This window comes from Halococcus morrhuae DSM 1307 (assembly GCF_000336695.1).
Taxonomy (GTDB): Archaea; Halobacteriota; Halobacteria; order Halobacteriales; family Halococcaceae; genus Halococcus; species Halococcus morrhuae.
The window spans coordinates 1-23,332 of sequence record NZ_AOMC01000132.1 but is presented as its reverse complement, the minus strand read 5'-3'; the positions used below and the strand labels follow the sequence as shown (position 1 = coordinate 23,332).

The following is a 23,332-nucleotide window of genomic DNA, read 5'->3' as shown; positions in this document are numbered from 1 at the left end:
CATCAGAGATGTGTATAAGAGACAGCCGTTGGTTCTCTCACCGCCGTCGGCCGCGACGGCCGGCCCACGCTGGTAGACCACGGCGTCGCCGAACGGTCGTCCGGTGTCGGGATGGGTGTGATCGACCGTGCTCATCGTCGTCGCTCGTTCGTGTCGTGTATCAGTCATCTGCTTGCACTCGTTCGGTTTCGTTTCGTTCCTCGTTCGATTCGGACTCCTCGGCCCACGCGAACAGGTCACGCAGGCGCTCGCCAACCTCCTCGATCTCGTGATCCTTCTCGGCCTGTCGCAGCTGGCGGTATGCGGGTCGGTTGGCCTGGTTCTCCGCGATCCACTCGCGGGCGAACGCCCCCGATTGAACGTCGTCGAGGACTTCCTCCATGTTCTCGCGGGCGTGCTCGTCGACCACGACGTCGCCCTTGGTGAGACCACCGAACTCGGCCGTATCGGAGACCGAGTCCCACATGTCGCCGAGCCCGCCCTCGTACATCAGATCGACGATCAGTTTCATCTCGTTGAGACACTCGAAGTAGGCCATCTCCGGACTGTAGCCGGCATCGACGAGCGTCTCGTAGGCCTGCTTGATCAGGCTCGTCACGCCACCGCAAAGCACCGCCTGCTCGCCGAACAGGTCGGTCTCGGTCTCCTCGCGGAAACTGGTCTCGACGACGCCCGCACGGGTACAGCCGATCCCCTGCGCGTACGCGAGCGCTTCGTCGGCTGCCTCGCCCGTCGCGTCCTGGTAGACCGCGAGCAGTCCGGGAGTTCCCTCGCCGCGCTCGTAGTCCCGGCGGACGATGTGGCCCGGGCCCTTCGGCGCGACCATCGTCACGTCCACGTCGTCGGCCGGCTCGATCTGCCCGAAGTGGATGTTGAACCCGTGGGCGAACTGGAGTGTGTCGCCGGCGTCGAGTTCGTCGGCGATGTCATCGTATACTGCGGGCTGCACAGTATCGGGAACGAGCATCGAGACGACGTCCGCGCGTGCGGCGGCCTCCACGGGCGTCGCCACGTCGAGACCGTCCTCGCGGACGGCGTCGCGCGAGCTCGAATTCTCTCGGAGGCCAACGACCACGTCGACCCCGCTGTCGGCGAGGTTCTGCGCGTGGGCGTGACCCTGTGAGCCGTAGCCCATGACGGCTACAGTTTTGCCTTCGAGTGCGGTGCTGTCTGCGTCGTCGTCGTAGTAGATCGTTGCGTGTTCTGTCATTGTCGTACCTGCGTTCGTTCGTACCGCTCCTCTTCCGCGTGTGTCGTCCACTCCTCACCGCGCGCGAGCGCCGTCTGACCGGTTCTGGCGAGCTCGCGGATACCGAACTGTCGGAAAGCGTCGATCGCGTCGTCGATCTTCTGCTCGTCGCCGGTGATCTGCACCGTGATGGTGCGCGGCCCGGCATCGAGCGTCTCGCCGCCGTACATGTCGGTGATGGCGTTGACCTTGTCCGGCTCCTCGCCGTGGACCTTCAACACCACCAGCTCACGGCGGATGGCGTCGTCGCCGAGCTCGCGCACCGAGATGACGTTGACGAGCTTTTCGAGTTGCTTTTCGACCTGGCGAATGCCCGGTTCGGGCTCCTCGATGACCAGCGTCACGCGCGAGGTTTCGGGGTTGGTCGTCGTGCCGACGGTCAAGGATTCGATGTTGAACTGCCGACGCGAGACCAGTCCCGAGATCTTCGCCAGCACGCCCGGCTCGTTCTGGACGAGCGCCGATAACGTCGTGCGCCGCGGGTCGTGCACGGCCTCCATCTCGGGATCGATCCGGATGCCCTGCGCGTTGCGCCGCCCCGACGGCTGGGGACGCTCCTCGGGGGCCGGTCCCTGGAGACCCTCGGTCATAGCTGCTCCTCCGCCAGCACGAACTGGCCGTTCGATCCGCCACTGGGAACCATCGGATAGACGTCCTCGGTCGGGTCGATGAACGCGTCGACGACCGACGGGCCGTCGTAGGCCAGCGCGTCCTCGACGACGTCGGCAACCTCGTCGTGGCCCTCCATCCGGAACCCGCGCGCGCCGAACGCCTCGGCGAGCGCGGCGAAATCGGGCACCCAGGGGTACTCCGAGGCCATCCGCCGGCCACCGTGGAAGCTGTCCTGCCACTGGCGCACCATGCCGACGGCCTCGTTGTTGAGGATGAACACGGTGATGTCGAGGTCCTCGCGGACGGCGACCGCCAGCTCCTGCAGCGTCATCAGGAACGACCCGTCGCCGTCGAAACAGACCACCGACTGGTCGTCGTCCGCGGCGAATCGCGCGCCGATGGCCGACGGCAGCCCGTAGCCCATCGTGCCCAGCCCGTGGGACGACACCCACGTCCGCGGCTCGGTGTACGTCCAGTACTGGACCGCCCACATCTGGTGCTGGCCGACGCCCGTGGTGACGATGGTGTCGTCGTCGGTCGCCGTGTCCACGGTTTCGACGACGAACTGCGGTTTCAGCGGCCCATCTTCGTCCATCGGGTAGTCCATCGGGTAGTCGGTCTGCCACTGCTGGCACTGCTCGACCCATTCCTGGAAGCGCTCGCCGGTGGCCGCCATGTCCGCCGCGCGCTCGTCGGCCATCGCCTCGTGCACCTGCTCGATGACGACGCTCGCCTCACCCAGGAGTGGGTAGTCGGCCGCGATGTTCTTCGAGATCTCCGCCGCGTCGATGTCGGCGTGGATGATCTCGGCCCCCGGAGCGAACGTCTCGACGCCACCCGTCAGGCGGTCGTCGAATCGCGTTCCAACCGCGAACATGGCATCACAGTGCGTGATGGCCATGTTCGCGTAGCCCGTGCCGTGCATCCCCGCCATCTCCATCGCGAGGTCGTGGCCCTCGGGGAACGCGCCTACCGCGGGCATCGTCGTCACCACCGGGATTCCGTACTCGGTGGCGAATTCCCTGAGTTCGTCACAGGCCTCGCCCTTGATGACACCGCCGCCCGCGAGGATCACGGGTTTATCGGCGTGCGCGAGCACGCTGGCGGCCGTTTCGACCGCCTCGTCGTCGGCCCGCTCGGGCGGGTCGTACGTCTCGGGCGCTGTTCCTGCAGCCGGCTCGCTCTCGGTCGGCCCGGTCGTGATGTCCTTCGGGAGATCGACCAGTGTGGGGCCCTGTCGGCCGGCATCCGCGAGCGCGAACGCCTCGCCGACCGTGTCGCCGACCGAGTCGACGTCGCCGGCGAAGTAGTTCTCCTTCGTCACCGGGTTCGTAACACCGGTGGTGTCGGTCTCCTGGAAGGCGTCGGTCCCGACCATTGCGGAGGGGACCTGGCCGGTGAGCGCCACCAATGGGTCGGAGTCCATCGAGGCGTCCGCGAGCCCGGTCACGAGATTCGTCGCGCCCGGCCCGGAGGTCGCCAGACAGATGCCCGGCTCGCCCGAGACGATGCCGAAGGCGTCGGCCGCGTGGGCCGCACCCTGTTCGTGTGCCATCGTCACGTGGTCGAGCGGCGAGTCGTACAGCGCGTCGTAGACCGGCATGATGGCCCCGCCCTGGACGCCGAACAGCGTCTCGACGCCCGTCCGTTCGAGCGCCCGCGCCACCGACTCCGCACCGCTGGTCACGGGGCGCTCGCTGGCTTCGGTCGCCTCGACCGTCTCCGGTTCGGCGTCCTCGGGCTCGCCCGTCTGTGGGGTCTGCTGGCCCTCGCTCATCGGTCGCCTCCGTCGTTCGTCGTCGATGCCGCTCGGCTGTCGCGTGTGGTCGGTGCTGGTTCTCGTGTGGTCATCGGTGTGTCGTCGGCTGTCGCGCGTGCTGTTCGCCGTGCGAAACGCGTCGGGGTCGAAGGAAGTGGCTCTGTAGGGGCTAAACCCCTACAATAATGCGGCCGCGCGCGCCGAGTGCGCCGCTCCGAGTTCGCGTCCCTCGGGCGGTGGTCGGTCGCGTCATCGTTGTCGTCCCCACCAGGGGATCGGTTATAACCTTTGCGCGCCGTGCAAACGTTGCCCCGAACGCGGGGTTCGGGCGCTACCCGTGGCTGGTGGGTGGAGGCGTGCGACGGGGTCATGCTCAGGCGTTGACCTCCGTCTTGCCGATCTGCTCGATGCCGACCTCGCGGGCGAACCGTTCGAGCACGCTCATCGTCACGCGCTCTTTCTCCGCGCCGAACTCCTTCACCCGCCGGGTACACTCGCGTACCTCGTCGTCGGTCGGGTCGAAGCCGGCCTCGTGCAGCCGCTCGCGCACCGAGTGCGTCCCGGTGTGTTTGCCGAGGACGAGCTCGCGCTGCGCGCCGACCATCTCGGGGGTCATCACACCCGGCTCGAACGTGTCGGAGTTCTCGATCACGCCGGCCGCGTGAATGCCCGACTCGTGGCTGAAGGCGTTCTGCCCGACCACCGGCTTGTTGCCGGGAGTCTCGATCTCGCTCGCGCGCTCGACCAGTCGAGAGAGTTCGGTGATGCGGGTCGTGTCGATCCCCGACTCCACGCCGTAGAGCGATTCGGCGCTCATCACGACCTCCTCGTAGGCGGCGTTTCCGGCGCGCTCGCCGATGCCGTTGACGCTCACCTGGGCCTGCGCCGCGCCGTTCTCGAAGCCAGCGAGCGCGTTCGCGCTCGCCAGCCCGAAGTCGTCGTGGGTGTGGACGTCAACCCGCGCGTCGGCGACCTCACAGACCCGGGCGACGAGCTCGCCGAACCGGGAGGGCGTCGCCACCCCGCAGGTGTCGGGGATGTTGATCCAGTCGGCTCCCGCCGCGGCGGTCGCCTCGACGACATCGACGAGATACTCCTCGTCGGTCCGCGTGGCGTCCATCGGCGAGAACATCACCTCGACGCCCGCCTCTTTTGCCCGCTCGACGGCGTTCACCGATCGTTCCTTCATCTCCGCGCGACTGGCGTGCATCGCGTCTTCGAGCTGGACGTCGCTCGTCGAGGCGAAGACGTGGACCATCTCGACGCCCGAATCGAGCGCCGCCTCCACGTCCTTCTCGACGACGCGTGCCAGCCCGCAGGTCGTTACACCCGTACTCTCGGCGATGTCGCTGACGGCCTCGAACTCCGCGTCGGAGTTCACCGGGAAGCCCGCCTCGATGACATGCGTCCCCATCTCGTCCAGCACGGTCGCGATCTCCCGCTTGTCGTCGTAGCTGAACGAGGTGCGTGGCGACTGCTCACCGTCGCGCAGAGTCGTGTCGAAAACTCGAACTGTATCTACTTCAGTCGTCTCTCCCAGGGTGCCCTGGAAGAACTCGATCCGCCGGGGTCACCGACGAATCCTCCGTGTCCGTGTCGTTGTGGGACATTGTACTCGGTCGGATGTCCATCCCACGGATAAACCTATCGCTCCGGAATTTCCGTTCGGGCGGATTCACCCGGTGAAATCGACGAATCGACAGCCATCGACGGCCTTGTTCCCTCGATAGTTCCTTATATCATACAATCACCAGCGACGAAGCAGGTGGCGCGATCGGCCCACGATCGCACTCGATCGGACGGCAAATCGGCCGATCGCTGCTCGCGCGCGACCGACCGACACCGAACGGGTCACGTCCGAAGGTTTTTGCGCCGCTGTGGCGGACGGTGGCGGTATGTTTCCGCATGGCGGTCGACCGTCGCGAACCGGTGGAGGATCGGCGTGAGCGCGCTCGACACGCTCGAACGGATCGGTAACGTCGCGAGCACCTACTTCGTGGTGTGGGTGCTGTTGTTTTCGGGGGCGGCGCTCCTCACTCCGGAGACGTTCACCTGGATTTCGCCGTACATCACGCCGTTGCTCGGCATCATCATGCTCGGGATGGGACTGACGCTGCGGCCTGCCGACTTCAAGCGCATCGTCGAGCGCCCGCGCGATGTGGCCATCGGCGCGCTCACCCAGTGGATCGTGATGCCGCTCGCCGCGTGGGGTCTCACCATCGCGCTCTCGCTGCCGCCGGCGCTCGCGATCGGCGTGGTGCTCCTGGGTGCCGCGCCGGGTGGCACGGCCTCGAACGTGATGACCTATCTCGGCAAGGGTGACGTCGCGCTCTCGGTGGCGATCACGACCGTGACGACGCTCGCCGCCCCGATCGTGATGCCCACGTGGGTCGTCGCGCTCGCGGGCGAGCAGCTCCAGGTGACGTTCGCCGAGATGTTCACCTCCATCGTTCAGGTCGTCCTTATCCCAGTGATCGCGGGCTTCGTGCTCCGTCTGGCCCTCGATCGCTACGCACCGCGTCTCGCCGCGGCCGGGCTCAACGTCTTCCCGGCGATCAGCGTCGTCGCCATCGTCGCCATCGTCGCGGCGGTCGTCGGCGCGAACGTCGAGAACATCCTGACCGCGGGTGCGGTGGTGTTGGTCGCTGTCGTCGCCCACAACGCCATCGGGCTCGCCGCGGGCTACGGCGTCGGCCGTGCGAGCGGGATGTCGCCCGACCGGGTGCGGGCGTGTACTTTCGAGGTCGCCCTCCAGAACAGCGGGCTCGCGGTCGCGCTCGCGACGGCCTACTTCAGCCCGCTCGCGGCGCTCCCGCCCGCGCTGTTTAGCGTCTGGCACAACGTCACCGGTCCGGCGCTCGCGACGTACTTCTCGCGGCAGTCGACGGAGACGGCCGACGCGAGGGCTGCGAGCACGGGCGACGACTGATAACGGAACAGCGAATCGCTGAGGTGTTTGCGCCGCAACAAGCAGAACGAATCATCGATCACCGCTCCGAGATCGTTCTCCGATGCTACGGGATTTCAGCCGAGGAGAACGACGAGCGCGACGACAGCGGCCACACCGAACCCGGTGAAGTACATCACGTACTCCAACCGCGTTGCTGGCACGACCGCTGCCATCGCGGCGGGGTTTCTCGACGCGCCACCCGCCTCTACCGGACTCGGCATCTGCATCCCGCCGGATTCGCCACCGGTACTGGATTGCATTTCGCCGACCGCCGGACCCGGACCGATGCCGGGAGCCCCGAGCAACAAGACGAGCGCCAACATCGCAATGGCGACCAACACGAGCACGACAGCACCGAGTGCAACATCGAACAGGCTGGCGACGAGCACAATGACACCTGTCGTTACTGCTCCGGCTCCGAACCCGTACAGTGAGCCTCGTTGCACCAGCTTTTCCAGACCCATAGCGCGATCTATCCTTCGGTGTGGTATATGCTTTCTGTGAGATGCGCCGTTCATCGAACAGCAACTCAGCCTGCGTTCTTGGATCGAGATCCACCTCACGACGCCAACGCGACGACCGACAATGCAAAGGTTGATTCCTCGATTGTGGTGATCGAAGGACAATGGCGGAGCAGAGCAACACGTGGGTCGCGTTTCTGGTCGGCGGGCTGGCGGTCGTGCTCGTCGGTGCTTGGCTGCTCGACGGGCTGGCGTGGTTCATCCAGTACACGTTCGTGGCTATCGGACTGCTGCTGATCGGCTACGGCTACTATCGGGCACGATTGGAGTCCTTTCTCGACTGATTCGTCGGTCGCCCAACTGGGATTCGTCCGTGACGATCGATGTCCTGACCGTTCGCGCCCTAAAACGAGGATTTTTCTCCCGGCGCGATGAGAGTCGGCCATGAGCGAGTTCGATCTCGACCTCCAGACCGTCGAAAACGAAATCGAGGACGAGACCGGCGAGCGCACCCATCGCGTCGTTCTCGGCGTGCTCGACGGGCGGACGCCGAGCGAGGAGTGGATCGCCGAAATCGCCGACGACGCGGTGCTCGTCCTCGCCGTCGAGGGCGATCTGAACCGCCTCGCGAGCGGCTTCGCGAGCGACGTCCGCGAGATGGACGGCGAACTGATCCACTTCCGGAAGTTCCTCCTGGTGACGCCACCGGGCGTCCACATCGATACCGATCGACTCGACTAGCCCTCGACGAACGTCACGAAGTGGCCGTCGGGATCGCGAACCCTAATCCCGTCGTCGAGCCGTTCGACCGATCGCACCGACTCCACCACGGCGTCGAGCGTCGCTTTCGGGTCTCCGACGGCGACACCGAGATCGACGTGGACGCCGCCACGGGCGTCGGCCAGTCCCAGGTGGGGTTCCCAGAGTTCGAGGGCGAACCCGTCGGCCGCGAGCCGCGTCCGGCGGCGCTCGCTCCCCTGATCGACGATCTCCATCCCGAGATCGGTGTAGAACGACTCGGCGCGGGCGAGCTCCTCGACTTCGAGGACGACCTCGAACATCCCATGTACGCCGGACTCCTCCCCATCCGACTCGCCGAGTTCGACACAGTTCCCGTCGGGATCGTAGAAATACAGCGAGCGCGCGCTGCCGAAAGTATGTTCGTCGAGATCGAACGACCCCGCAAGCTGCTCGTACCAGTCGTCGTACTCGCTCGCGGGGATCGAGAGCGCGTAGTGGGTGTGGAGTCCCCCGCGAGGGATGGCCGACGGCCGGCGGAGCACGAGGTCGGTCTCGCCGGCCGAGAGGACGACCTCGCTCTCGCTCTCCCGCACGGTATCGAGGGCAAGCCGTTCGCGGTAGAACGCGCTCGCGTGATCGATATCCTTGACTTCGAGGGCGAGCCAGCGCAGCGCCGAAATCATGCATCCCGAACGGTCGCCGAGTATAAATATCCGCCACCGATGCGCTCATCCGCCGCCGCCCCGAGGGATGGGTATGCCGATGAAGGGTTCTGGCTCGGCGGAGTACGAAGCGATCGACCGCTTCGATGGCGGCGTCGGCTGGCTCGCCTACCCCGACGAGCGGATGCAGCGCGCGAGCCACGCGCTCGCGACCGACGAGGGCGTCTGGCTGGTCGATCCCGTCGACGCCGCGGGGATCGACGACCTGCTCGCCGAGTTCGGTGACGTCGGGGGCGTCGTCGTTCTGTTGGATCGCCACAAACGCGACGCCGCCGCATTCGCCGAGCGCCACGACGCTTCGGTGTTCGTCCCGTCCTGGATGGACGGCGTCGCCGACGAGATCGACGCGCCGATTGAGCGCTTCGATGGTACTCTCGGCGAGACGGGCTACCGTCTTCGGATGGTCGCCACGCCGCTGTGGCAGGAGGGCGCGCTCTACCACGAGGAGGACGGCACGCTCGTCGTCTCTGAGACGTTCGGGACGGCCGAGTACATGCGTACCGACAGCGAGCGACTGGGTGTCCATCCGGCGCTGCGACTGCTCCCGCCGCGACAGTCGTTCGAGGATTTCACCCCCGAGCGCGTGCTCGTGGGCCACGGTGCGGGCGTCCACGAACACGCGAACCCGGCGCTCGGCGCGGCGCTGTCGGGCTCGCGCCGCCGCGCACCGTCGCTCTACCTGAAAACCGCCAGGCTGTTCCTCGCGAACTGAGACGACTGGACCCATGTCTGCCGCTCACGACGCGACCGGTCGACCTGCGGTGTACGCGACCGCTGGACTCGTGGAAGCGCTGCTCGATCTCGCCCGCGAGGCCGAACCCGAGGAGGCAACGATCGCGCTCGCGACGACGCCGGCCGGCGAGTTCGCGGAGTCGCTACCGCCCGAGACACCGGTGTTCACCCACTTCTACTTCCCGGACGCGGGCCAGTCGGTGTCAGCGGTGTTCGGGATGGATCTCGGCACGCCCGCGGGCCAGACCCAGGGACGATTCGTCTCACATCCACGGGGACGGCTCGCTCTCGCACGAACCGACGATCTCCACGGCATCGTGTTCGTCGCGGTCCCGCCGTGGGAACGGGGCGATATCGCGGTCTTCTCGCGCGACGGCATCGAGCGGTCACTCGACCTCGTGGCTGCCGAACCGCCGACGGAGTCGCTCGACTAGCCCAGATAGCCCAGATCGCGGAGCTGCTCGGCGATCTCGTCGAACTGGGCCTCGGTGAGTTCGCCCTGTTTCTGGTGTTGGATGACGATGCTGCGGAGGAGAAAGCGCACGAGATCGGAGGTGCTCTGAAAGCTCGTCCCCTCGATCGTCTCCTCGACTCGGTCGGCGAGATCCTTCGGGATCGAGACGGTCGTGTAGTCGGTCATGCCGATGGGTGGGCGAGCGGTCGGATAGTCGTTGTGTTCGCTCTGGAAAACCGTCCGTTAGCGAGGATCGAGAGCCGCTACCGACTGCTCTGGCTGGTCGATCCGCATCGCGTCGTGGCTCTCGTCACGACTCGGTGTACGAGAGTGCGACGACGCGGCCGTCGCCGTAGACCGCGTACAGCTCCGCCGCTCGATCGCCGTCGGTGTTCGCGATCGTCGGATGGACGTAGATCGGCACGTTGCGCTCGTACGACGCGCGGACGTCGCCGGATTTCGGGTCGACGACCGAGACGATCCCGTCGTTCGTCACGGCCACTATCTCGGGCTCGCCGTCGCCGTCGACGTCGCCCATGCCCGGCGGGGGCGTCATCGGCACGTCCTCGGCGGTGAGCTGGGTCGTCCACTCGACGGTACCGTCGCTCGCGTCGAGACTCCTGAGTTTGCCGTCTTTGGCGGTCGCGTAGACTTCGGCAGCACTATCGCCGTCACCGTCCCCGAAGGCGTGGACCGCTGCGAGATCGCCGAACTCCTTTTGCCACTCGACCGTCCCGCGCTCGCCGTCGATCGCGACGACCCGCCCGCCGAACGTCGCGGCGACGATTTCGATCGCCGCGTCCTCGTCGGCCTGCCCGGTCGTCATCCAGGTGATCGAACTGTCGAACGGCTGCGTCCGATTCCATCTGACCGTCCCGTTCCGGTCGAGGAGCACGACTTTCTGGCCCGCCCCGACGGCGATCTCGCTCTCGTTGTCGCCCGTGAAGTCGGCGACTGCGGGCTGGGCCTCCGTCTTCGCGTCGAGTTTCTCGGTCCAGACCGCGCTGCCGTTCGGCCGGAGGACGAACGCCGTCCCGCGGAAGTCGACGACGACGGTCTCGTTCGCCCCGTCGCCGGTCACGTCCGCGACGAGGGGCTGGGTGTAACCGTAGTCGGTGAGGTTGTACGTAAACTCCTGCTCGCCGGTTTGGGGATCGAGTGCGGTGACGAGATCTTCGGTCGTGGTGGCAACGACTTCCTTCGTCCCGTCGTCGTCGAAATCGGCGAGCGTCGGATCGGCGACCGAGTGGATCGTGCAGTTGGCCGCCGGGACACGGTAGCGCCACTGCGGCGTCGCGCCGTCGGCGGTCATCGCGACGAGTCGGCAGCTACTGCCGTTCCCGCTTCCGCTGACCGGTGCGAACACCATCCCCTCGCCGTCGATTTTCCCGGCGGCGGGAGCGTGGTGGTTGCCGAGGATCGATGTCGACGTGTTGCTCACCCATCGTTCGTCGAGCGTGCCGCTGGATCCGGCGAGGCTGCTGTAGCCGACGAACGCCGTTCCGGCGAGCACCGAGACGAGAAGGACGACCGCCACGACGGTCCGCGTCTGCATGCGGTCGGTATCGACCCGTCGGGAATAAGCCCTCGCGTCGGGCCGGGCGATTCGAGAACCGTACCAACGGGGCGTATCAACGGCTTCTTTGCCGCGCTCGGGCGATCCGGGGCATGAACGAGCGCCGGGGACTGTTCACTTTTCTTCTCGGCCTCACGACGTTCGTCGGCGTCGCGAGCGCACATCAGGTCCAGAGCTCGCGCTTCACCGCGCCGATCCCGCTCTCCCTCCTGTTCGGCGGTGCTGCGGTCACGGTCGCTGCCACGGCAGCCTGGCTCGCGATCACGGGCGAGCGATCCGAGAAGGGGCGAACGTGGCCTGCGTTCGTGCTCCCGAAACACGTTGCGACGATCGTGCGATACGGTGCGCGAGCGGTCTTCTTCGCCGGATTTCTCGTCACGATCGTCCGTGGCTTCACCGGCCCACAGATCGCCGCCGAGAACGTCGCGACGGTGTTCGTCTGGGCCGTCTGGTTCAAGGGCATCGGCCTGCTCTCGATCCTCGTCGGGAGCCCGTGGCGCGTGCTGTCGCCGTGGCGGATGCTCTACGACGGGCTGACACGGATCGAAGGCGACGAGATCGCTGCGCTCGGCTCCTATCCGTCGTGGCTCGGCTCCTGGCCCGCACTCCTCGGATTCGTCGTCGGTATCGGTATCCTCGAGAATCTCACCATCGTCCCACGCTCGCCGGCGGCGACGGCCGCCGTCATCGCCGGCTACGCCGCAGTGATGGTTCTCGGCGCGGTCGCCTTCGGTCGGGAGTGGTTTCGCCGCGCCGATGCCCTAGAAGTGCTCTACCGACTGTTCGGACGGGTCGCCCCCGTGGGGTTCGTCACGACGGACGACGGCTACCGAGTCGTTTTCCGGCCGCCGTGGACCGGCTGTACGTACCCCGTCGAGCGGTTCGGGCTCGTCGCGTTCGTCGTCGCCACGGTCTACACGGTGAGCTTCGACGGATTCACGAACACGCCGGAGTTCCAGGGCCTGCTGTTCGGGCTCCGCAACCTGCTCTCGACCGGTCCCGGGACGAGCGTGTTCATCTACGTTCTCGGACTGACGGGGTTCGTCGCGGCGTTCGTCGGCGTCAGCGTGGTGATGGAGGCCGTCAGCGAGAGTGGCGGCTGGCGGGGAACGGCCGTCGCGTTCGCGCCGACGGTGGTGCCGATCGCCGCGGCCTACGAGGTCGCCCACAACTACCCGTTCGTCGTCGAGCGACTCGGCCGGCTCGTGGCCGTCGCGTGGTCGCTCGTCGTCGCACCCATCGAACCGCTCGATCTGCTCGGTTGGCTGTCGGTGCCCGTCTTCTGGGGATCGCAGGTGCTGTTGATCGTCGCCGGTCACGTCATCGCCGTCGTGGCCGCCCACGCAGTGGCGGTCGCACGCTACGAAACCCTCTCGCGAGCCAGGCGAGCCCATCTCCCGCTCGTGGTGTTGATGGTCGGCTACACGGTACTCTCGCTGTGGATCATCTCGCGACCGGTCGTTTCGTGAGTGACGATTCGACGCGCGCACCAGAACGATTATTCTGACGTGTTCCCAAACAGTAGCAATGAATCGACGGCGTCTCCGCGGAATCGACCCTCGCCGTCGAAAACGTGGGGAGAGTTCTGCATCGAACGGGGATGATGGCGCGCGATGACGCTCCCGCATGCCGTTCTCCACCTCGGCATCGATCACAGCTCCACGCCGATCGGCGACGTGGCGCTGCCGACCGTCCTCGCCGTCACGGCGGTCGTCTCGCTGGTCGTTCTCGGGCTCGGCATCGTCGCGCTGGCACAGCGGCGCTCGCGTTCGTATCTGTTGATCACGATGGCACTCGGCACGCTGGTCGGGCGCACGCTCGTCGGTGGACTGGCGATGGACGGGATGCTCTCGATGGAGCTGCACCACCTCATCGAGCACACGCTCGACGGCGTCATGGCCGTTCTGCTGCTCGCCGCGGTCTACTACGCACGCACGATGGCACGACCGGAGGTGAACACGTATGAACGGGACTCGTAAGCGCGTCGCGCGGCGCATCCACACGTCGCCCGGCATCCATTTCAACGAACTCGTGCGCGTGCTCGACCTCGCGCCCGGACAGGTCCAGTACCACCTCAAGCGACTCTGCTCGGCAGGGGCGGTGACCGACGAGCAGCGCTACGGCCGTACCCACTACTACCCGCCCGAGTGCGACGCGTGGCGTCGCGGCGCGCTCTCGCTGCTGCGCCGCGAGACCGCCGGCGACATCGTTGCGTTACTCTGTGATCGAGGGCCGACACGGCCACAGCCGCTCGCCGACGAACTCGACATCGCCCGCAGCACGCTCGAATGGCATCTCGATCATCTCGTCGAGCAGGACGTCGTCGTGAAGGAGCGCGACGAGCGCAACCACGTCACGCTCGCGCTCGTTCGCCCGACCGAGACGGCGCGACTGCTACGGGAGGTCAGCCCCTCGTCGCCGGCACGCATGGTCGATCGGTTCATGCGGTTGACCGATCGACTGCTGGAGGACGCCGCAGACGAATAATCGGCTATCGCGGCTCGGATTTCGAAAAATTGTGACGAGGAGACTATCCCCCAGTTAGTGATTGGACATATACTGGCGTACGATCGGCAGGACCTGCTCCATCGAACGGGCGGGGTCGAACGCGTCGGGTGCAGGTCGCTGGAGATGCAGGAGCTGGAAGTACGTCCGGTGGCTGGCCGTCACGCTATGGATCGACAGTGCCGTCTTCAGGAGTTCCGTACTGTCGATCGTGGGTGCGACACCGGCGTAGGCCGACACCCCCACGGTTTCGAGGCGGTCAGCCAGCGCGACGAACTCCTCAATCGAGTCGTACGGGAACTCGTATTCGGCCGGCTCGACGGGCGTCCCGCCGAGATCGGTGACTGCCTCGGAAAGTGCTTCGACATGTGCGTGCTTGTGATCGTGAATCTCCTGAATCTGCTGGTAGACCGAGTACTGCAACGTGGGCCGTGCGAAGTAGTTGGCGACTGCGGAGCGTTCGACCTCGCCCTCGGTATGATTATCGAGGAAGTCGTGGTAGAACGCCGCCTGCAGGTGTTCGAACGTGAGTGCGTCGTTCAGGATATCGATATCGCTGACGGCAATGTCGTCAGCGACGGTGATCGTGTCCGTCCCGGCGTAGCCGTGTTGACCCGACCTATTCCGCTCCCAGAACAGCGTGGCGCTCGTTTCGCCACCGGAAAAGCCCGTTCCGGCGATCGGGAACGTCAGTACGAGGTCGTCGTGTCCGTCGCCGTTGACGTCTCTCACATTGCCCTCGTCGACTGGTCGGGCACCACCACCGCTCGCGAGGCGTTCCTGTGTGCCGAATCGATATCTCACCGCCCGTTCGGTCGGGTCGAATGCGACGGTCTTGCCGTCCTCGTCCTCGAACGTGGTGTGATGGACTGCGACCGAGACCTGTTCGTTCTGGCTTGGATCGATCCGACTCTGCTCGTGTTCCGGATCGATGTCGATAGCGAGTTCTTCGGGGAAATGTGCGGCTGCGATCGTACTCACCGCTGGAATGGCGGTGGCAGTCGCCGCTGCGCCGATGGCCGACTTGAGGAACGTTCGCCGTCCAGTACCGTCGAGTAGCCCACCTGCGAGTTCTGTTGGTCGTGTCATGTAGGGTTTGCAACCCACCGTTCGGGTTGTTCGATTCGCTGTACAGTTGCGGGTGGATAGGAGCTTCTGGTTCATTCATTGAACGTACCCATGGGTATCTGATAAGTAGACGAAATGCACGCATCCGACTGCCCGTATCGAATCCGACATCGACCGACAGGCGGTGAGACATGGCGAACCGTGAAACCGGACGCCGGCCCATCACCGTTCGTGGCGACTCCCCCTCCTCCCGATCGATCGAAAGCGATGTCTCGGCGGATTCAAGCGGCCCGACGATCGCTACTGCCCACCCGATCCGTCGCCGACGGTGAGCGTTCGCGACGGCATCTTTAGGAAAGCGGTCTCGTAGCCCTCGTGGCGGGCGACCTGCGGCGGTGCATCGACCACGATATCGATCTCGTCACCGGACTCGATGCTCTCGACGCCGGCTCCGTAGTGGTAGTTCAGCTCCGGATCGAGCGTTGCCTGGAGCGCGCCGTCGAAAACCGTCTCGTTGCCTCGTGTCACCGTCGCGGACAGCGACATCGCCGGCAGGACGTACCGGTTGTGCGGCGTCCGTGCCGAGACGGCGAGATACGTTTTTTCGGTTCCGCCGAATCGGGAGGCGTCGTCGAGCGCCCGCACATCGAAGACGGCGTCGCCGGTTCGGACCGTTCCGAGCGGGCGGCCGGGAAGTTCGCCCGTCTTCGGCGCGAGCGCGAGCGGCATCTTCTTCATCTCCATCGGTTCGACCGCACCGCGTGTGCCGGCCTTCTCGCCGAGCCGATCGAGCATGATATCGTTCACCGTCCCCGGATCGAACGTGAACGAGAACTCGACGGATCGCTGACTGTCGAACCGCCCCTCGAAGGAGCCGGTTCGCCGGACGGACGTCGGCGGCACGTCGACCGTGACAGTGTAATCACCGGCACCGGGTAGCGAGAGGTTGTCGCCCGTGTGAAAGCCCATGTTCTGCGAGAGCATCGTCCACGGCGAGAGCGTCGTCACCGAGTCTCCGTTCTGCGAGACCGTTATCGTCGGGTTCGTATCCAGCGGGAAGACGCCCGTCGCTGGATCCCAGACGCTCACCATCAGATGGAGCGAGTCGTTGTCCTCGATCGGGATCTTCTCGGTCTCCGTGCCGGTGACGGTCCAGAACCGGTGGGGGTAGCTGTACGTGAGCGCACACCGATAGCCTCCGGACGTCCCCGAGCCGCCTCCTGAACCGTTCGAGCTGTTCGTCCCGTCGGAATCCGTCCCGTTCGTTGCGCTTGTCGCGTTCGCTCCGTTCCCGTCGATCGTCTTGACGCCTACCATCTCCATCCCCTCGATATGCGAGGGGTAGTAGACGGCCGCGGGGCGGTTTTCGGGCAGCGGCGGCATCTGCTCTCGATATCCCGTCTGGACGGAGAATAGCCCGGAACAGCCAGCGAGAAGGCCGGCACCCGCCGCGCTCGCGGCCGTGCCGACCCGGAGAAACGCTCGTCTATCCATTGCTTCCTTTAGGACTGCTCGCTTCGAGTGTGTTCTGGTTCAGCAGTCGAAATCGCGCTCGATGGCTCGCACGATGGGTGCGATACTGTCGATATATCGACGATGCGGCGATCACTGTCGCGGCACGGCGGCAGGTAGCGCCCGTAGCCCGCGCGGCGGGAGGAGGTAGTTGCCGCGGCGCGTCACGCTCATGTACTGGAGGATGCCGTTGTTGTTCTTCCGGCCGAGCGCGGACTCCTCGGCGAGATCGGTGCTGGTCATCGACTCGCGCGTGTCGGTGAAATCGGCGATCGTCTGCTGGAGCGAGAGGAAGTGCAGCGTCGCCTCCTCACCGTCGGTCGAATCGAAATCGCGCCGGAGGATGATCGGGCGGTCGTTCTCGCGCGCACGGGCGGCCTTCTGCGAGTGGCCGACCAGCCCCGATTCGCGGGCGGATTTCTCGGCGGGTGGACAGTCGTCCATCCTGCTCGAATTCCCCAAATTGTCGCCGACGCCCTCGACAGCGCCCGATTCGGCGTGGGCGGGACAGAACATCTTGCCGACGCGCTGCGAGCGGCTGTCCTGGTCGTACCACTGATCGAGATGGAGTTTGATCGTCGATATCTGCTGGGTCGTTCCGCCCGCGAACGGGCCGGCATCGATCGTCACCCCGTCCTCGGTCGCCTGGTTCTTGTCGAACCCCGATTTGAAGCCCATATACATCGGCGAGTCGTCGGGAACTGGTTCCGAATCGGGGATTCCCTGCACGTCCTGGTTGTCGGCGGGCAGGCCGTCGCCGACGAACCCCGTCCGCCGGTCGATCCGCTCGAACACTCCCGTGAGTGAGGCGTCGATATCGACACCGTTCAGTTTCTCGGTGTCGCCAAGCAGGGCTTCCTCTGCACCGAGGACGACCTGCCCGTGATCGCTCGCGAGATGGGCGACCGCGTCCGGCCGGTCGAGTTCGGGGTCCTCGAACGGTGTGAGCGCTTTCGGCTGCTGGAGATCCACCGATTCAGGCAGCGACTCGTCGAAGCGGGCGAAATACGCCGGCGAGTAGCTCACCGTGAACAGCAGGCCGTCGTGGGAGTGGGGATAGGCCCGTTCGAGCGCCTGCAGCGCCCGTTCGGTCCGCCGACGATCGTCTCGCGTCGGTGCTCCCTCTTCGCCGTAGCGGAGATACAGCAGTACGCGGTGGCGCGGGCCGAGGTGGTTGTCGTTGTCGCCGAGCGCGAGGAACTCGTTCCAGGCGTGCTGGCGCGACGGCAGCGTCGAGAGGTCGTCGGGGCCCTGTGGGAGATCGGGACTGCTCTCGCGGGCGAGACAGGCCGACAGTGCCGCCGAGCCGCCGATCGCGACGGCGGCCTTCACGAACGCGCGCCGGGAGAGACCGCGTTCGGTGCCGTGTGGCATGGTTGTTGAAGGTGCTACAGCGAAAAGCCGGTTCTGGTCCGCGTCTCGAAACCCCATCGCTCCTCAGCCTTCGGCGGGTGTCGCCTCCGGGTCGGCGACGTCGTATTTCTCGCGGAATTCGCCGATGAGCTGGCCCATCTTCGCGTACCAGTCGTTCAGCATGCGCTGCATCTCGTCGGCGATGGCGTCGGGGTCGGCCGGGCGAAAGACGTGGTAGTAGCCGCCCTGCTCGTAGTTGATCTGCTCCTTCCGGACGAACCCCGCCGTCAGCAGCCGCTGGAGCGAGCGATAGACCGTCGATCGCTCGCGGTCGACCTCGGCGGCGACGTCGTCGACCGTCAGCGCCGCGTCGCTCCCGACGACGACCGCGAAACACTCGCGGTCGAGATCCGTGAGACCGTGGAAACATTCGAGCAACCCCTCGCACTCCATATCGGAGTGGAGATACTCGACCATTGCATCGGGCATGGCGAACGTAGGCGAACGACGGCTAAAGGAGTTGTGCATACCGCGCACGACTGTCAACGACCGCCTGCGGGCCTCGATCGCCGGTTCATGACTGGCGCGGTCGCCTGCCATGGCGTGGCCGCCTGCCATATCGACACACGGAGGCGAAACGCGTTTTGTCACGGGCTTCGAGGGAGCAGTCGATGGTATCAGTATTGCTGCTCGTCGGCATCGCCGTGGCGGTGTTCGTTGGTTACAACATCGGTGGCTCCTCGACTGGCGTGGCGTTCGGCCCGGCCGTGGGGAGTCGGATCACCGGCAAGACGCTCGCTGCCGTCCTGTTCACCGGATTCGCGCTCCTCGGCGGCTGGACGGTCGGCCGCGAGGTCGTGACGACGATGGGCGGCGAGATCGTCCCGTCGAGCCAGTTCACGCTCGTCGCGAGCGTCGTCGTGCTCTTTTTCACCGGGCTCTCGCTGCTCATCTCGAATCTGTTCGGCGTCCCCGCCTCGACCTCGATGACCGCCGTCGGCGCGATCGTCGGCCTCGGCGTCGTGACCGACTCGCTCAACGAGACCGTGATGTTCGGCATCGTCTCGGCGTGGATCGTCGCCCCGCTGGTCGCCTTCTGGGCGGGCGTCGTCATCGGTCGCTATATCTACCCGCATCTCAACGCCCGCATCTCATTCGGACGGCTCGAAAACGGCCTGCTCAGGCTCGACCGTTCCGGAACGATCCCCCGACCGGTGCTTCAGGAGGGGGCGACCACCCGCGATCTCGTCGGGGCCGCCGTCGTCCTGCTGGTCGCCTGCTACAACGCCTTCTCCGCCGGTGCGTCGAACGTCGCCAACGCGGTCGCGCCGCTGATCGGGAGCAACGCCATCACCGTCGAACAGGGTGTCCTCATCGCCGTGGGCGCGATGGCGATCGGCGCGTTCACCATCGCCCGGCGTACGCTCGATACGGTCGGCGACGGCATCACCGATCTGCCGATTCTGGCGGCGATCCTCGTCTCGCTCGTCGCCGCGACGATCATCACGATCCTCTCGAATCTGGGCATCCCGGCAAGCCTCGCGGTGAGCATGACCTCCTGCATCATCGGTCTCGGCTGGGGTCGATCGAGCCGATCCGTGACGCTCACCGACGCCGCCGGTTCGGCGATCGAGGGTGAGGGCAGACCGGACTTCTCGGTGAGCGCACTCGCCGCTGAAGGGGGCGACGATGGCGGACCGCCGGCCGGTCCGACCGTTGGCGATCTCGCCACCGCCGAGGCCCCGACGGGGTCGTCGCCGGCCGCCGCACCGAGCGAGGGCGTACCGAAGATCGGCGAGGAAGAGCCCGAAGAACTGCCGACCGACGATCTCTTCGACGCGGCGGCCACCGGTCGCATCGTCACGATGTGGCTGCTCACGCCGACGGTGTCGGCTCTTGGCTCCTATCTCGTCTTCCTCCTCATCTTCTGACGGCGCGATCGAGATCCACACGATCGTTCGCCCGCTGGAGCAAGAATGCGGTCGAGAGCCAGCTTTATCCGTATCGCCAGCGGATAGATTTTCAATAGAAAAACAACTATGGTTGATATGAGACGCGTCAAACTGAATTCGCCGAGCGACGCGGCGAGCGGACGAACGCCACGACGGCACAGCCGTCGGCCGTGCCGGCAGCCGCCGGATCGCGATAGGGGGCAATGAGTCTCGTCGCGGAGTTCACGGTCCGCCTGCCGAGATTCGAGGGCGTCCTCGGCGGCGTGCCCGACATGGAGCTCGTCATCGAGGGGATGACCGCGTGTGATCCCGAGACGCTCTCGGTGACGTTCTGGGCCGACGGCAACGATTTCGGGGCGCTCGAAACTGGACTCGGCGAGGCATCGATGATCCACGACGTGCAGCCGTTGAGCGACCGTGTCGACGGACGGAAACTGTATCAGATCCGCCTGCCGGCCGCGACGACGACCTACTGGGCGTGGACGGATCTCGGCGGCGTGTTGCTCGACGGAACGCTCAGCCATACCGGCATGTGGATGCGGATGCGCTATCCCGATCGGGAGGCGTTCTCGGAGTACCACGACCACTGCCAGGCACGGGGCTGTTCGTTCGAACTCACCGGACTGAAATGCACGGACGACGCACCCGAGGACGCCCACGATCTCACGGCTCCACAGACCGAACTGCTCGCCGCGGCCGTCGATAAGGGTTATTTCGACGTTCCGCGCCGCATCACGATGGGCGATCTCGCGTCGGAGTTCGACATCTCCACGCAGGCGGCCTCCGAACGGCTGCGCCGTGGGCTCTCGAATGCCCTCCAGAACAGCATCCTCGACGGATCGACGTCGAACGAGACGATCGACCACCCGAACGTGATCGGCGGCCGCCGGGCATGACATGGCCAGCCACAACGTTAATCACGAACACGACGAGTCGGTAGGACATGGAGACGGTCAACCCGGCAACCGGCGAAGTCGTCGATTCGTACGAGGAGGACAGTGCGAGCGACATCGACGACGCACTCGCGCGCGCCGAGGACACCTTCACGGAGTGGCGCGAGGTGTCCCTCCGCGAACGCGAGGAGCTCATCGAGGCCGCCGGCGACGTGCTCCGCGACAACGAGCGCGAGTACGCCGAGCTGATGACCGAGGAGATGGGCAAACCGATCTCGCAGGCGCACTCGGAGATCCAGAAATGCCAGTGGCTCTGTGACCACTACGCCCAACACGCGAGCGAGTATCTCGACCCCGAGACCCATCCCAGCCCGCCCGGCACGACCGTCAAGACCGTCTACGACCCGATGGGGCCCGTACTCGCCGTGATGCCCTGGAACTTCCCGTTCTGGCAGGCGATGCGCTTCGCGGTGCCGTATCTCGTCGCGGGCAACGTCGGCCTGCTCAAACACGCCTCGAACGTTCCTGGCTGTGCGCTCGCCATCGAGGAGGTCTTCGACAAAGCTGGCCTCCCCGATGGTGCGTTCCAGACGCTGCTGGCCGGTTCGGAGAAGATCGACGACGTGCTTGCCGACGATCGCGTGCGTGCGGCGACGCTCACCGGCAGCGGGCCGGCCGGCCGCGCCGTCGCCTCGACCGCCGGCGAGAACCTGAAGAAAACAGTACTGGAACTCGGCGGGAGCGATCCGTTCGTCGTGCTCGACGACGCCGATATCGACGCGGCCGCCGAAACCGGCGCGTGGGCGCGCAACCAGAACGGCGGCCAGTCGTGTATCGCCGCCAAGCGGTTCATCGTCCACGAGGACGTCTACGACGAGTTCCTCGATCGGTTCGTCGAGGAGTGCGAGGCGCTCACCGTCGGTGACCCAATGGAGGAGGACACCGACCTCGGCCCGCAGGCCCAGGAGCACCTGATGGACGACCTCCACGACCAGGTCGAGGCAAGCGTCGATGCTGGCGCGACCGTCGTCACCGGCGGCGAGCCGCTCGATCGGGACGGTCCCTTCTACCCGCCGACCATCCTCACCGACGTGCCCGAGGGCTGTCCGGCGGACAGCGAGGAACTGTTCGGCCCGGTCGCGTCGGTCTACTCGGTGAGCGATGAGGAGGCGGCCATCGCGAAGGCCAACGACACCGAGTTCGGCCTCGGCGCGAGCATCTGGACCGAGGACCGCGAGCGCGGCCAGCGCGTCGCCCGCCGCATCGACGCCGGCTGTACCTACATCAACCAGCTCACGAAATCCGACCCCCGCGTTCCGTTCGGCGGCGTCAAGAACTCCGGCTACGGCCGCGAACTCTCCGAGGCCGGCATCAAGGAGTTCGTCAACCGCAAAACGGTCTGGATCGAGTAGTCCGGCGACTGACGCCTTCGTTCTTCGGTAGGCCCCTATCCGTCCCGCCCTCCTTCCGTCTGAAGATGGTCAATCACATGTACGCGGATGGATTGCTGTCTCCATGAGCGAGGACAAACAGGCGACCCTCGGCGGCGGCGCGGTCGAGGACGGCGAGCCGATGACCGACGACTTCGGCGAGGAGCTCGACGAGAACGGAACCAAGGGCGGCTACAACCGCTACGACGTGTCGAGCCTGCTCCAGAAGGCCGTGCGACGCTCGGACGAGGAGTGTGCGGCCTGGGCGGCGTGGGAACTCACGCGGTCGGGCCACGCGTGGAACCTCTGGGATCGCCTCGCGCTCTACGTCGTCGAGGATCTGCGCGCGGGCGAGGAGATCGTCCTGCTCATCGAGCGCTACGAGGAGCTGGCGACCGAGTTCTGGGACACCGACAGCTGGGAGGGCCGCCTCTGTGGGATTCACGCCGCGCTGGCGGCCGCCCGTGCGCCCTCGACGCGGGAGGCGACCTACGCCAACGGCTACTTCGAGCAGGTCGCCGCGGAGCGGGCCGCCGCCCGAGAGGAGGGTCGCGAGCCGAAATACGATTTCCCGGTCGGCGATCTCGAACCCGGCGGGAAACACGACGTGATCTTCGACCAGCACACCTACGACGGGAAGAAGATGGATCGCGGCGGGCGCTACTTCACCGTCCACGGGGCTCGCGTCGGCCCGAACGGCGAGACGGCCGTCGGCGAGCGGTGGCGTCGCCGGGCACTCGACCTCGAAGACCGGGAGTACAGCGACGAGGAACTCGATCACGCGCTCGCACCGGTCGATCCCGACGACCGGTGGACCGAATCCGACGTCTCCAGCACCGAAAGTGGGGCTGAGGCCGACGATGCGGACGACGACCGCTGACGACCACGCCGACGCGACGACCACCGACGGACACTGATGATCGAGGATATGCTGATCGTGGTTACACCGATCGGGGGCCGAACGGCTGGATCTCGGTGCCGGTCTCGGCTTCGTGGAGGAACAGTGCGCTGTTGACGAAGCCGATGTGACTGAACGCCTGCGGGTAGTTGCCGAGCAGGTCGCCCGTTTCGGGATCGATCTCCTCCGAGACGAGACCGTGTGGGCTGAAGTGTTCCGTGAGGGTCTCGAAGATTTCACGGGCGCGATCGACGTGACCCATGCGCGCGAGGCAGTCGACGAGCCAGAACGAACAGAGCACGAACGCGCCCTCGTCACCCGGCATCTCGTCGTGTTCGTAGCGGTAGACCAACCCCTCGTCGGTCGCCAAGCGGTCGATGATGCGCTCGATCGTCCCCTGGATGCGCGGATCGTCGAACGGGAGGAAGCCCGACAGCGGGATGAGGAGGAGGCTCGCGTCGATCT

25 protein-coding genes are annotated in these 23,332 nt (G+C 66.1%); 12 read left to right on the top strand and 13 right to left on the bottom strand.

Annotation, left to right across the window (positions count from 1 at the left end):
- Positions 1-160: 160 nt before the first annotated feature.
- The 4 genes from ilvC to C448_RS10805 form a co-directional block, all read right to left on the bottom strand.
- Entirely contained in the window at positions 161-1,210 is a 1,050-nt protein-coding gene (gene ilvC / locus C448_RS10820; RefSeq protein WP_004054709.1) for a ketol-acid reductoisomerase, read from the bottom strand.
- On the bottom strand, positions 1,207-1,839 hold the full coding sequence (ilvN, locus tag C448_RS10815; RefSeq protein ID WP_004054708.1) for an acetolactate synthase small subunit: 633 nt from the start codon (positions 1,837-1,839) through the stop codon (positions 1,207-1,209). Before ilvN ends, ilvC begins: the two co-directional genes overlap by 4 nt.
- Positions 1,836-3,638, bottom strand: coding sequence for a biosynthetic-type acetolactate synthase large subunit (gene ilvB / locus C448_RS10810; protein ID WP_004054707.1), 1,803 nt, complete (start codon positions 3,636-3,638; stop codon positions 1,836-1,838). Before ilvB ends, ilvN begins: the two co-directional genes overlap by 4 nt.
- Before the next feature lie 355 nt (positions 3,639-3,993).
- Entirely contained in the window at positions 3,994-5,181 is a 1,188-nt protein-coding gene (locus C448_RS10805) for a LeuA family protein (RefSeq protein ID WP_080503196.1), read from the bottom strand.
- Positions 5,182-5,562: 381 nt separating this feature from the next.
- Here C448_RS10805 and C448_RS10800 point away from each other — a divergent pair, with 381 nt between their 5' ends.
- Entirely contained in the window at positions 5,563-6,549 is a 987-nt protein-coding gene (locus C448_RS10800; RefSeq protein WP_049916266.1) for a bile acid:sodium symporter family protein, read from the top strand.
- Between the two features lie 95 nt (positions 6,550-6,644).
- Here C448_RS10800 and C448_RS10795 read toward each other — a convergent pair whose 3' ends face one another.
- Positions 6,645-7,034 carry a hypothetical protein gene (locus C448_RS10795; RefSeq protein ID WP_004054704.1) on the bottom strand — a complete coding sequence of 130 codons (390 nt, stop codon included), beginning with the start codon at positions 7,032-7,034 and terminating at the stop codon, positions 6,645-6,647.
- A 161-nt stretch (positions 7,035-7,195) separates the two neighbouring features.
- On the opposite strand from C448_RS10795, the gene C448_RS10790 reads away from it, so the two are divergent.
- Positions 7,196-7,375, top strand: coding sequence for a hypothetical protein (locus tag C448_RS10790; protein ID WP_049916264.1), 180 nt, complete (start codon positions 7,196-7,198; stop codon positions 7,373-7,375).
- A 100-nt stretch (positions 7,376-7,475) separates the two neighbouring features.
- Positions 7,476-7,772, top strand: coding sequence for a DUF5779 family protein (locus C448_RS10785; RefSeq protein ID WP_004054703.1), 297 nt, complete (start codon positions 7,476-7,478; stop codon positions 7,770-7,772).
- On the opposite strand, the gene C448_RS10780 is transcribed toward C448_RS10785, so the two are convergent.
- Positions 7,769-8,455 carry a VOC family protein gene (locus C448_RS10780; RefSeq protein WP_004054702.1) on the bottom strand — a complete coding sequence of 229 codons (687 nt, stop codon included), beginning with the start codon at positions 8,453-8,455 and terminating at the stop codon, positions 7,769-7,771. The two genes, C448_RS10785 and C448_RS10780, sit on opposite strands and share 4 nt — an antisense overlap.
- Positions 8,456-8,528: 73 nt before the next feature.
- On the opposite strand from C448_RS10780, the gene C448_RS10775 reads away from it, so the two are divergent.
- Positions 8,529-9,206 carry a hypothetical protein gene (locus tag C448_RS10775; RefSeq protein WP_049916263.1) on the top strand — a complete coding sequence of 226 codons (678 nt, stop codon included), beginning with the start codon at positions 8,529-8,531 and terminating at the stop codon, positions 9,204-9,206.
- A gap of 13 nt (positions 9,207-9,219) precedes the next feature.
- Positions 9,220-9,660, top strand: a complete 441-nt coding sequence (locus C448_RS10770) for a hypothetical protein (protein ID WP_004054697.1) — start codon at positions 9,220-9,222, stop codon at positions 9,658-9,660.
- Here the strand turns inward: C448_RS10770 and C448_RS10765 are convergent.
- Both C448_RS10765 and C448_RS10760 read right to left on the bottom strand, forming a co-directional pair.
- On the bottom strand, positions 9,657-9,866 hold the full coding sequence (locus C448_RS10765) for a ribbon-helix-helix domain-containing protein (RefSeq protein WP_004054695.1): 210 nt from the start codon (positions 9,864-9,866) through the stop codon (positions 9,657-9,659). The genes C448_RS10770 and C448_RS10765 overlap by 4 nt on opposite strands.
- A 124-nt stretch (positions 9,867-9,990) precedes the next feature.
- Positions 9,991-11,235 (bottom strand): outer membrane protein assembly factor BamB family protein, encoded by a 1,245-nt coding sequence (locus C448_RS10760; protein ID WP_004054693.1) that lies wholly within the window; start codon positions 11,233-11,235, stop codon positions 9,991-9,993.
- A 113-nt stretch (positions 11,236-11,348) separates the two neighbouring features.
- On the opposite strand from C448_RS10760, the gene C448_RS10755 reads away from it, so the two are divergent.
- From C448_RS10755 to C448_RS10745, 3 genes are all read left to right on the top strand, one after another.
- Positions 11,349-12,725, top strand: coding sequence for a hypothetical protein (locus tag C448_RS10755; RefSeq protein WP_004054691.1), 1,377 nt, complete (start codon positions 11,349-11,351; stop codon positions 12,723-12,725).
- A gap of 144 nt (positions 12,726-12,869) precedes the next feature.
- Positions 12,870-13,235 carry a DUF7471 family protein gene (locus C448_RS10750; protein ID WP_004054689.1) on the top strand — a complete coding sequence of 122 codons (366 nt, stop codon included), beginning with the start codon at positions 12,870-12,872 and terminating at the stop codon, positions 13,233-13,235.
- Positions 13,219-13,743, top strand: coding sequence for a winged helix-turn-helix transcriptional regulator (locus C448_RS10745; protein WP_004054687.1), 525 nt, complete (start codon positions 13,219-13,221; stop codon positions 13,741-13,743). The genes C448_RS10750 and C448_RS10745 overlap by 17 nt, the downstream gene beginning before the upstream one ends.
- A gap of 54 nt (positions 13,744-13,797) precedes the next feature.
- Here C448_RS10745 and C448_RS10740 read toward each other — a convergent pair whose 3' ends face one another.
- From C448_RS10740 to C448_RS10725, 4 genes are all read right to left on the bottom strand, one after another.
- Positions 13,798-14,850, bottom strand: coding sequence for a ferritin-like domain-containing protein (locus C448_RS10740; RefSeq protein ID WP_004054685.1), 1,053 nt, complete (start codon positions 14,848-14,850; stop codon positions 13,798-13,800).
- 279 nt (positions 14,851-15,129) lie between these two features.
- Positions 15,130-16,323, bottom strand: coding sequence for a DUF7350 domain-containing protein (locus tag C448_RS10735; protein ID WP_004054683.1), 1,194 nt, complete (start codon positions 16,321-16,323; stop codon positions 15,130-15,132).
- Between the two features lie 111 nt (positions 16,324-16,434).
- Positions 16,435-17,715, bottom strand: coding sequence for a DUF7405 family protein (locus C448_RS10730; protein ID WP_004054681.1), 1,281 nt, complete (start codon positions 17,713-17,715; stop codon positions 16,435-16,437).
- Between the two features lie 63 nt (positions 17,716-17,778).
- Positions 17,779-18,183: a helix-turn-helix domain-containing protein gene (locus C448_RS10725; protein ID WP_004054678.1), complete on the bottom strand. Its 405-nt coding sequence runs from the start codon at positions 18,181-18,183 to the stop codon at positions 17,779-17,781.
- A 182-nt stretch (positions 18,184-18,365) separates the two neighbouring features.
- On the opposite strand from C448_RS10725, the gene C448_RS10720 reads away from it, so the two are divergent.
- The 4 genes from C448_RS10720 (at position 18,366) to C448_RS10705 (ending at position 22,849) form a co-directional block, all read left to right on the top strand.
- Complete coding sequence (locus tag C448_RS10720; protein ID WP_049916262.1) at positions 18,366-19,625, top strand: inorganic phosphate transporter; 1,260 nt, start codon at positions 18,366-18,368, stop codon at positions 19,623-19,625.
- Positions 19,626-19,849: 224 nt separating this feature from the next.
- Positions 19,850-20,542 carry a helix-turn-helix domain-containing protein gene (locus tag C448_RS10715; RefSeq protein ID WP_004054674.1) on the top strand — a complete coding sequence of 231 codons (693 nt, stop codon included), beginning with the start codon at positions 19,850-19,852 and terminating at the stop codon, positions 20,540-20,542.
- Between the two features lie 47 nt (positions 20,543-20,589).
- Positions 20,590-21,951 carry an NAD-dependent succinate-semialdehyde dehydrogenase gene (locus tag C448_RS10710; RefSeq protein WP_004054672.1) on the top strand — a complete coding sequence of 454 codons (1,362 nt, stop codon included), beginning with the start codon at positions 20,590-20,592 and terminating at the stop codon, positions 21,949-21,951.
- A gap of 103 nt (positions 21,952-22,054) precedes the next feature.
- Positions 22,055-22,849, top strand: a complete 795-nt coding sequence (locus C448_RS10705; RefSeq protein ID WP_004054671.1) for a hypothetical protein — start codon at positions 22,055-22,057, stop codon at positions 22,847-22,849.
- Between the two features lie 61 nt (positions 22,850-22,910).
- Here the strand turns inward: C448_RS10705 and C448_RS10700 are convergent.
- Positions 22,911-23,332: glycoside hydrolase family 15 protein (locus C448_RS10700; RefSeq protein ID WP_004054670.1), on the bottom strand; the 422-nt coding region annotated here is incomplete at its 5' end.

What these genes read in the sequence shown, in the direction of transcription:
- ilvC (WP_004054709.1), bottom strand. Translation starts at nt 1,210, where the DNA reads ATGACAGAACACGCAACGATCTACTACGACGACGACGCAGACAGCACC.
- ilvN (WP_004054708.1), bottom strand. Translation starts at nt 1,839, where the DNA reads ATGACCGAGGGTCTCCAGGGACCGGCCCCCGAGGAGCGTCCCCAGCCG.
- ilvB (WP_004054707.1), bottom strand. Translation starts at nt 3,638, where the DNA reads ATGAGCGAGGGCCAGCAGACCCCACAGACGGGCGAGCCCGAGGACGCC.
- C448_RS10795 (WP_004054704.1), bottom strand. Translation starts at nt 7,034, where the DNA reads ATGGGTCTGGAAAAGCTGGTGCAACGAGGCTCACTGTACGGGTTCGGA.
- C448_RS10790 (WP_049916264.1), top strand. Translation starts at nt 7,196, where the DNA reads ATGGCGGAGCAGAGCAACACGTGGGTCGCGTTTCTGGTCGGCGGGCTG.
- C448_RS10785 (WP_004054703.1), top strand. Translation starts at nt 7,476, where the DNA reads ATGAGCGAGTTCGATCTCGACCTCCAGACCGTCGAAAACGAAATCGAG.
- C448_RS10780 (WP_004054702.1), bottom strand. Translation starts at nt 8,455, where the DNA reads ATGATTTCGGCGCTGCGCTGGCTCGCCCTCGAAGTCAAGGATATCGAT.
- C448_RS10775 (WP_049916263.1), top strand. Translation starts at nt 8,529, where the DNA reads ATGCCGATGAAGGGTTCTGGCTCGGCGGAGTACGAAGCGATCGACCGC.
- C448_RS10770 (WP_004054697.1), top strand. Translation starts at nt 9,220, where the DNA reads ATGTCTGCCGCTCACGACGCGACCGGTCGACCTGCGGTGTACGCGACC.
- C448_RS10765 (WP_004054695.1), bottom strand. Translation starts at nt 9,866, where the DNA reads ATGACCGACTACACGACCGTCTCGATCCCGAAGGATCTCGCCGACCGA.
- C448_RS10760 (WP_004054693.1), bottom strand. Translation starts at nt 11,235, where the DNA reads ATGCAGACGCGGACCGTCGTGGCGGTCGTCCTTCTCGTCTCGGTGCTC.
- C448_RS10755 (WP_004054691.1), top strand. Translation starts at nt 11,349, where the DNA reads ATGAACGAGCGCCGGGGACTGTTCACTTTTCTTCTCGGCCTCACGACG.
- C448_RS10750 (WP_004054689.1), top strand. Translation starts at nt 12,870, where the DNA reads ATGACGCTCCCGCATGCCGTTCTCCACCTCGGCATCGATCACAGCTCC.
- C448_RS10745 (WP_004054687.1), top strand. Translation starts at nt 13,219, where the DNA reads ATGAACGGGACTCGTAAGCGCGTCGCGCGGCGCATCCACACGTCGCCC.
- C448_RS10740 (WP_004054685.1), bottom strand. Translation starts at nt 14,850, where the DNA reads ATGACACGACCAACAGAACTCGCAGGTGGGCTACTCGACGGTACTGGA.
- C448_RS10735 (WP_004054683.1), bottom strand. Translation starts at nt 16,323, where the DNA reads ATGGATAGACGAGCGTTTCTCCGGGTCGGCACGGCCGCGAGCGCGGCG.
- C448_RS10730 (WP_004054681.1), bottom strand. Translation starts at nt 17,715, where the DNA reads ATGCCACACGGCACCGAACGCGGTCTCTCCCGGCGCGCGTTCGTGAAG.
- C448_RS10725 (WP_004054678.1), bottom strand. Translation starts at nt 18,183, where the DNA reads ATGCCCGATGCAATGGTCGAGTATCTCCACTCCGATATGGAGTGCGAG.
- C448_RS10720 (WP_049916262.1), top strand. Translation starts at nt 18,366, where the DNA reads ATGGTATCAGTATTGCTGCTCGTCGGCATCGCCGTGGCGGTGTTCGTT.
- C448_RS10715 (WP_004054674.1), top strand. Translation starts at nt 19,850, where the DNA reads ATGAGTCTCGTCGCGGAGTTCACGGTCCGCCTGCCGAGATTCGAGGGC.
- C448_RS10710 (WP_004054672.1), top strand. Translation starts at nt 20,590, where the DNA reads ATGGAGACGGTCAACCCGGCAACCGGCGAAGTCGTCGATTCGTACGAG.
- C448_RS10705 (WP_004054671.1), top strand. Translation starts at nt 22,055, where the DNA reads ATGAGCGAGGACAAACAGGCGACCCTCGGCGGCGGCGCGGTCGAGGAC.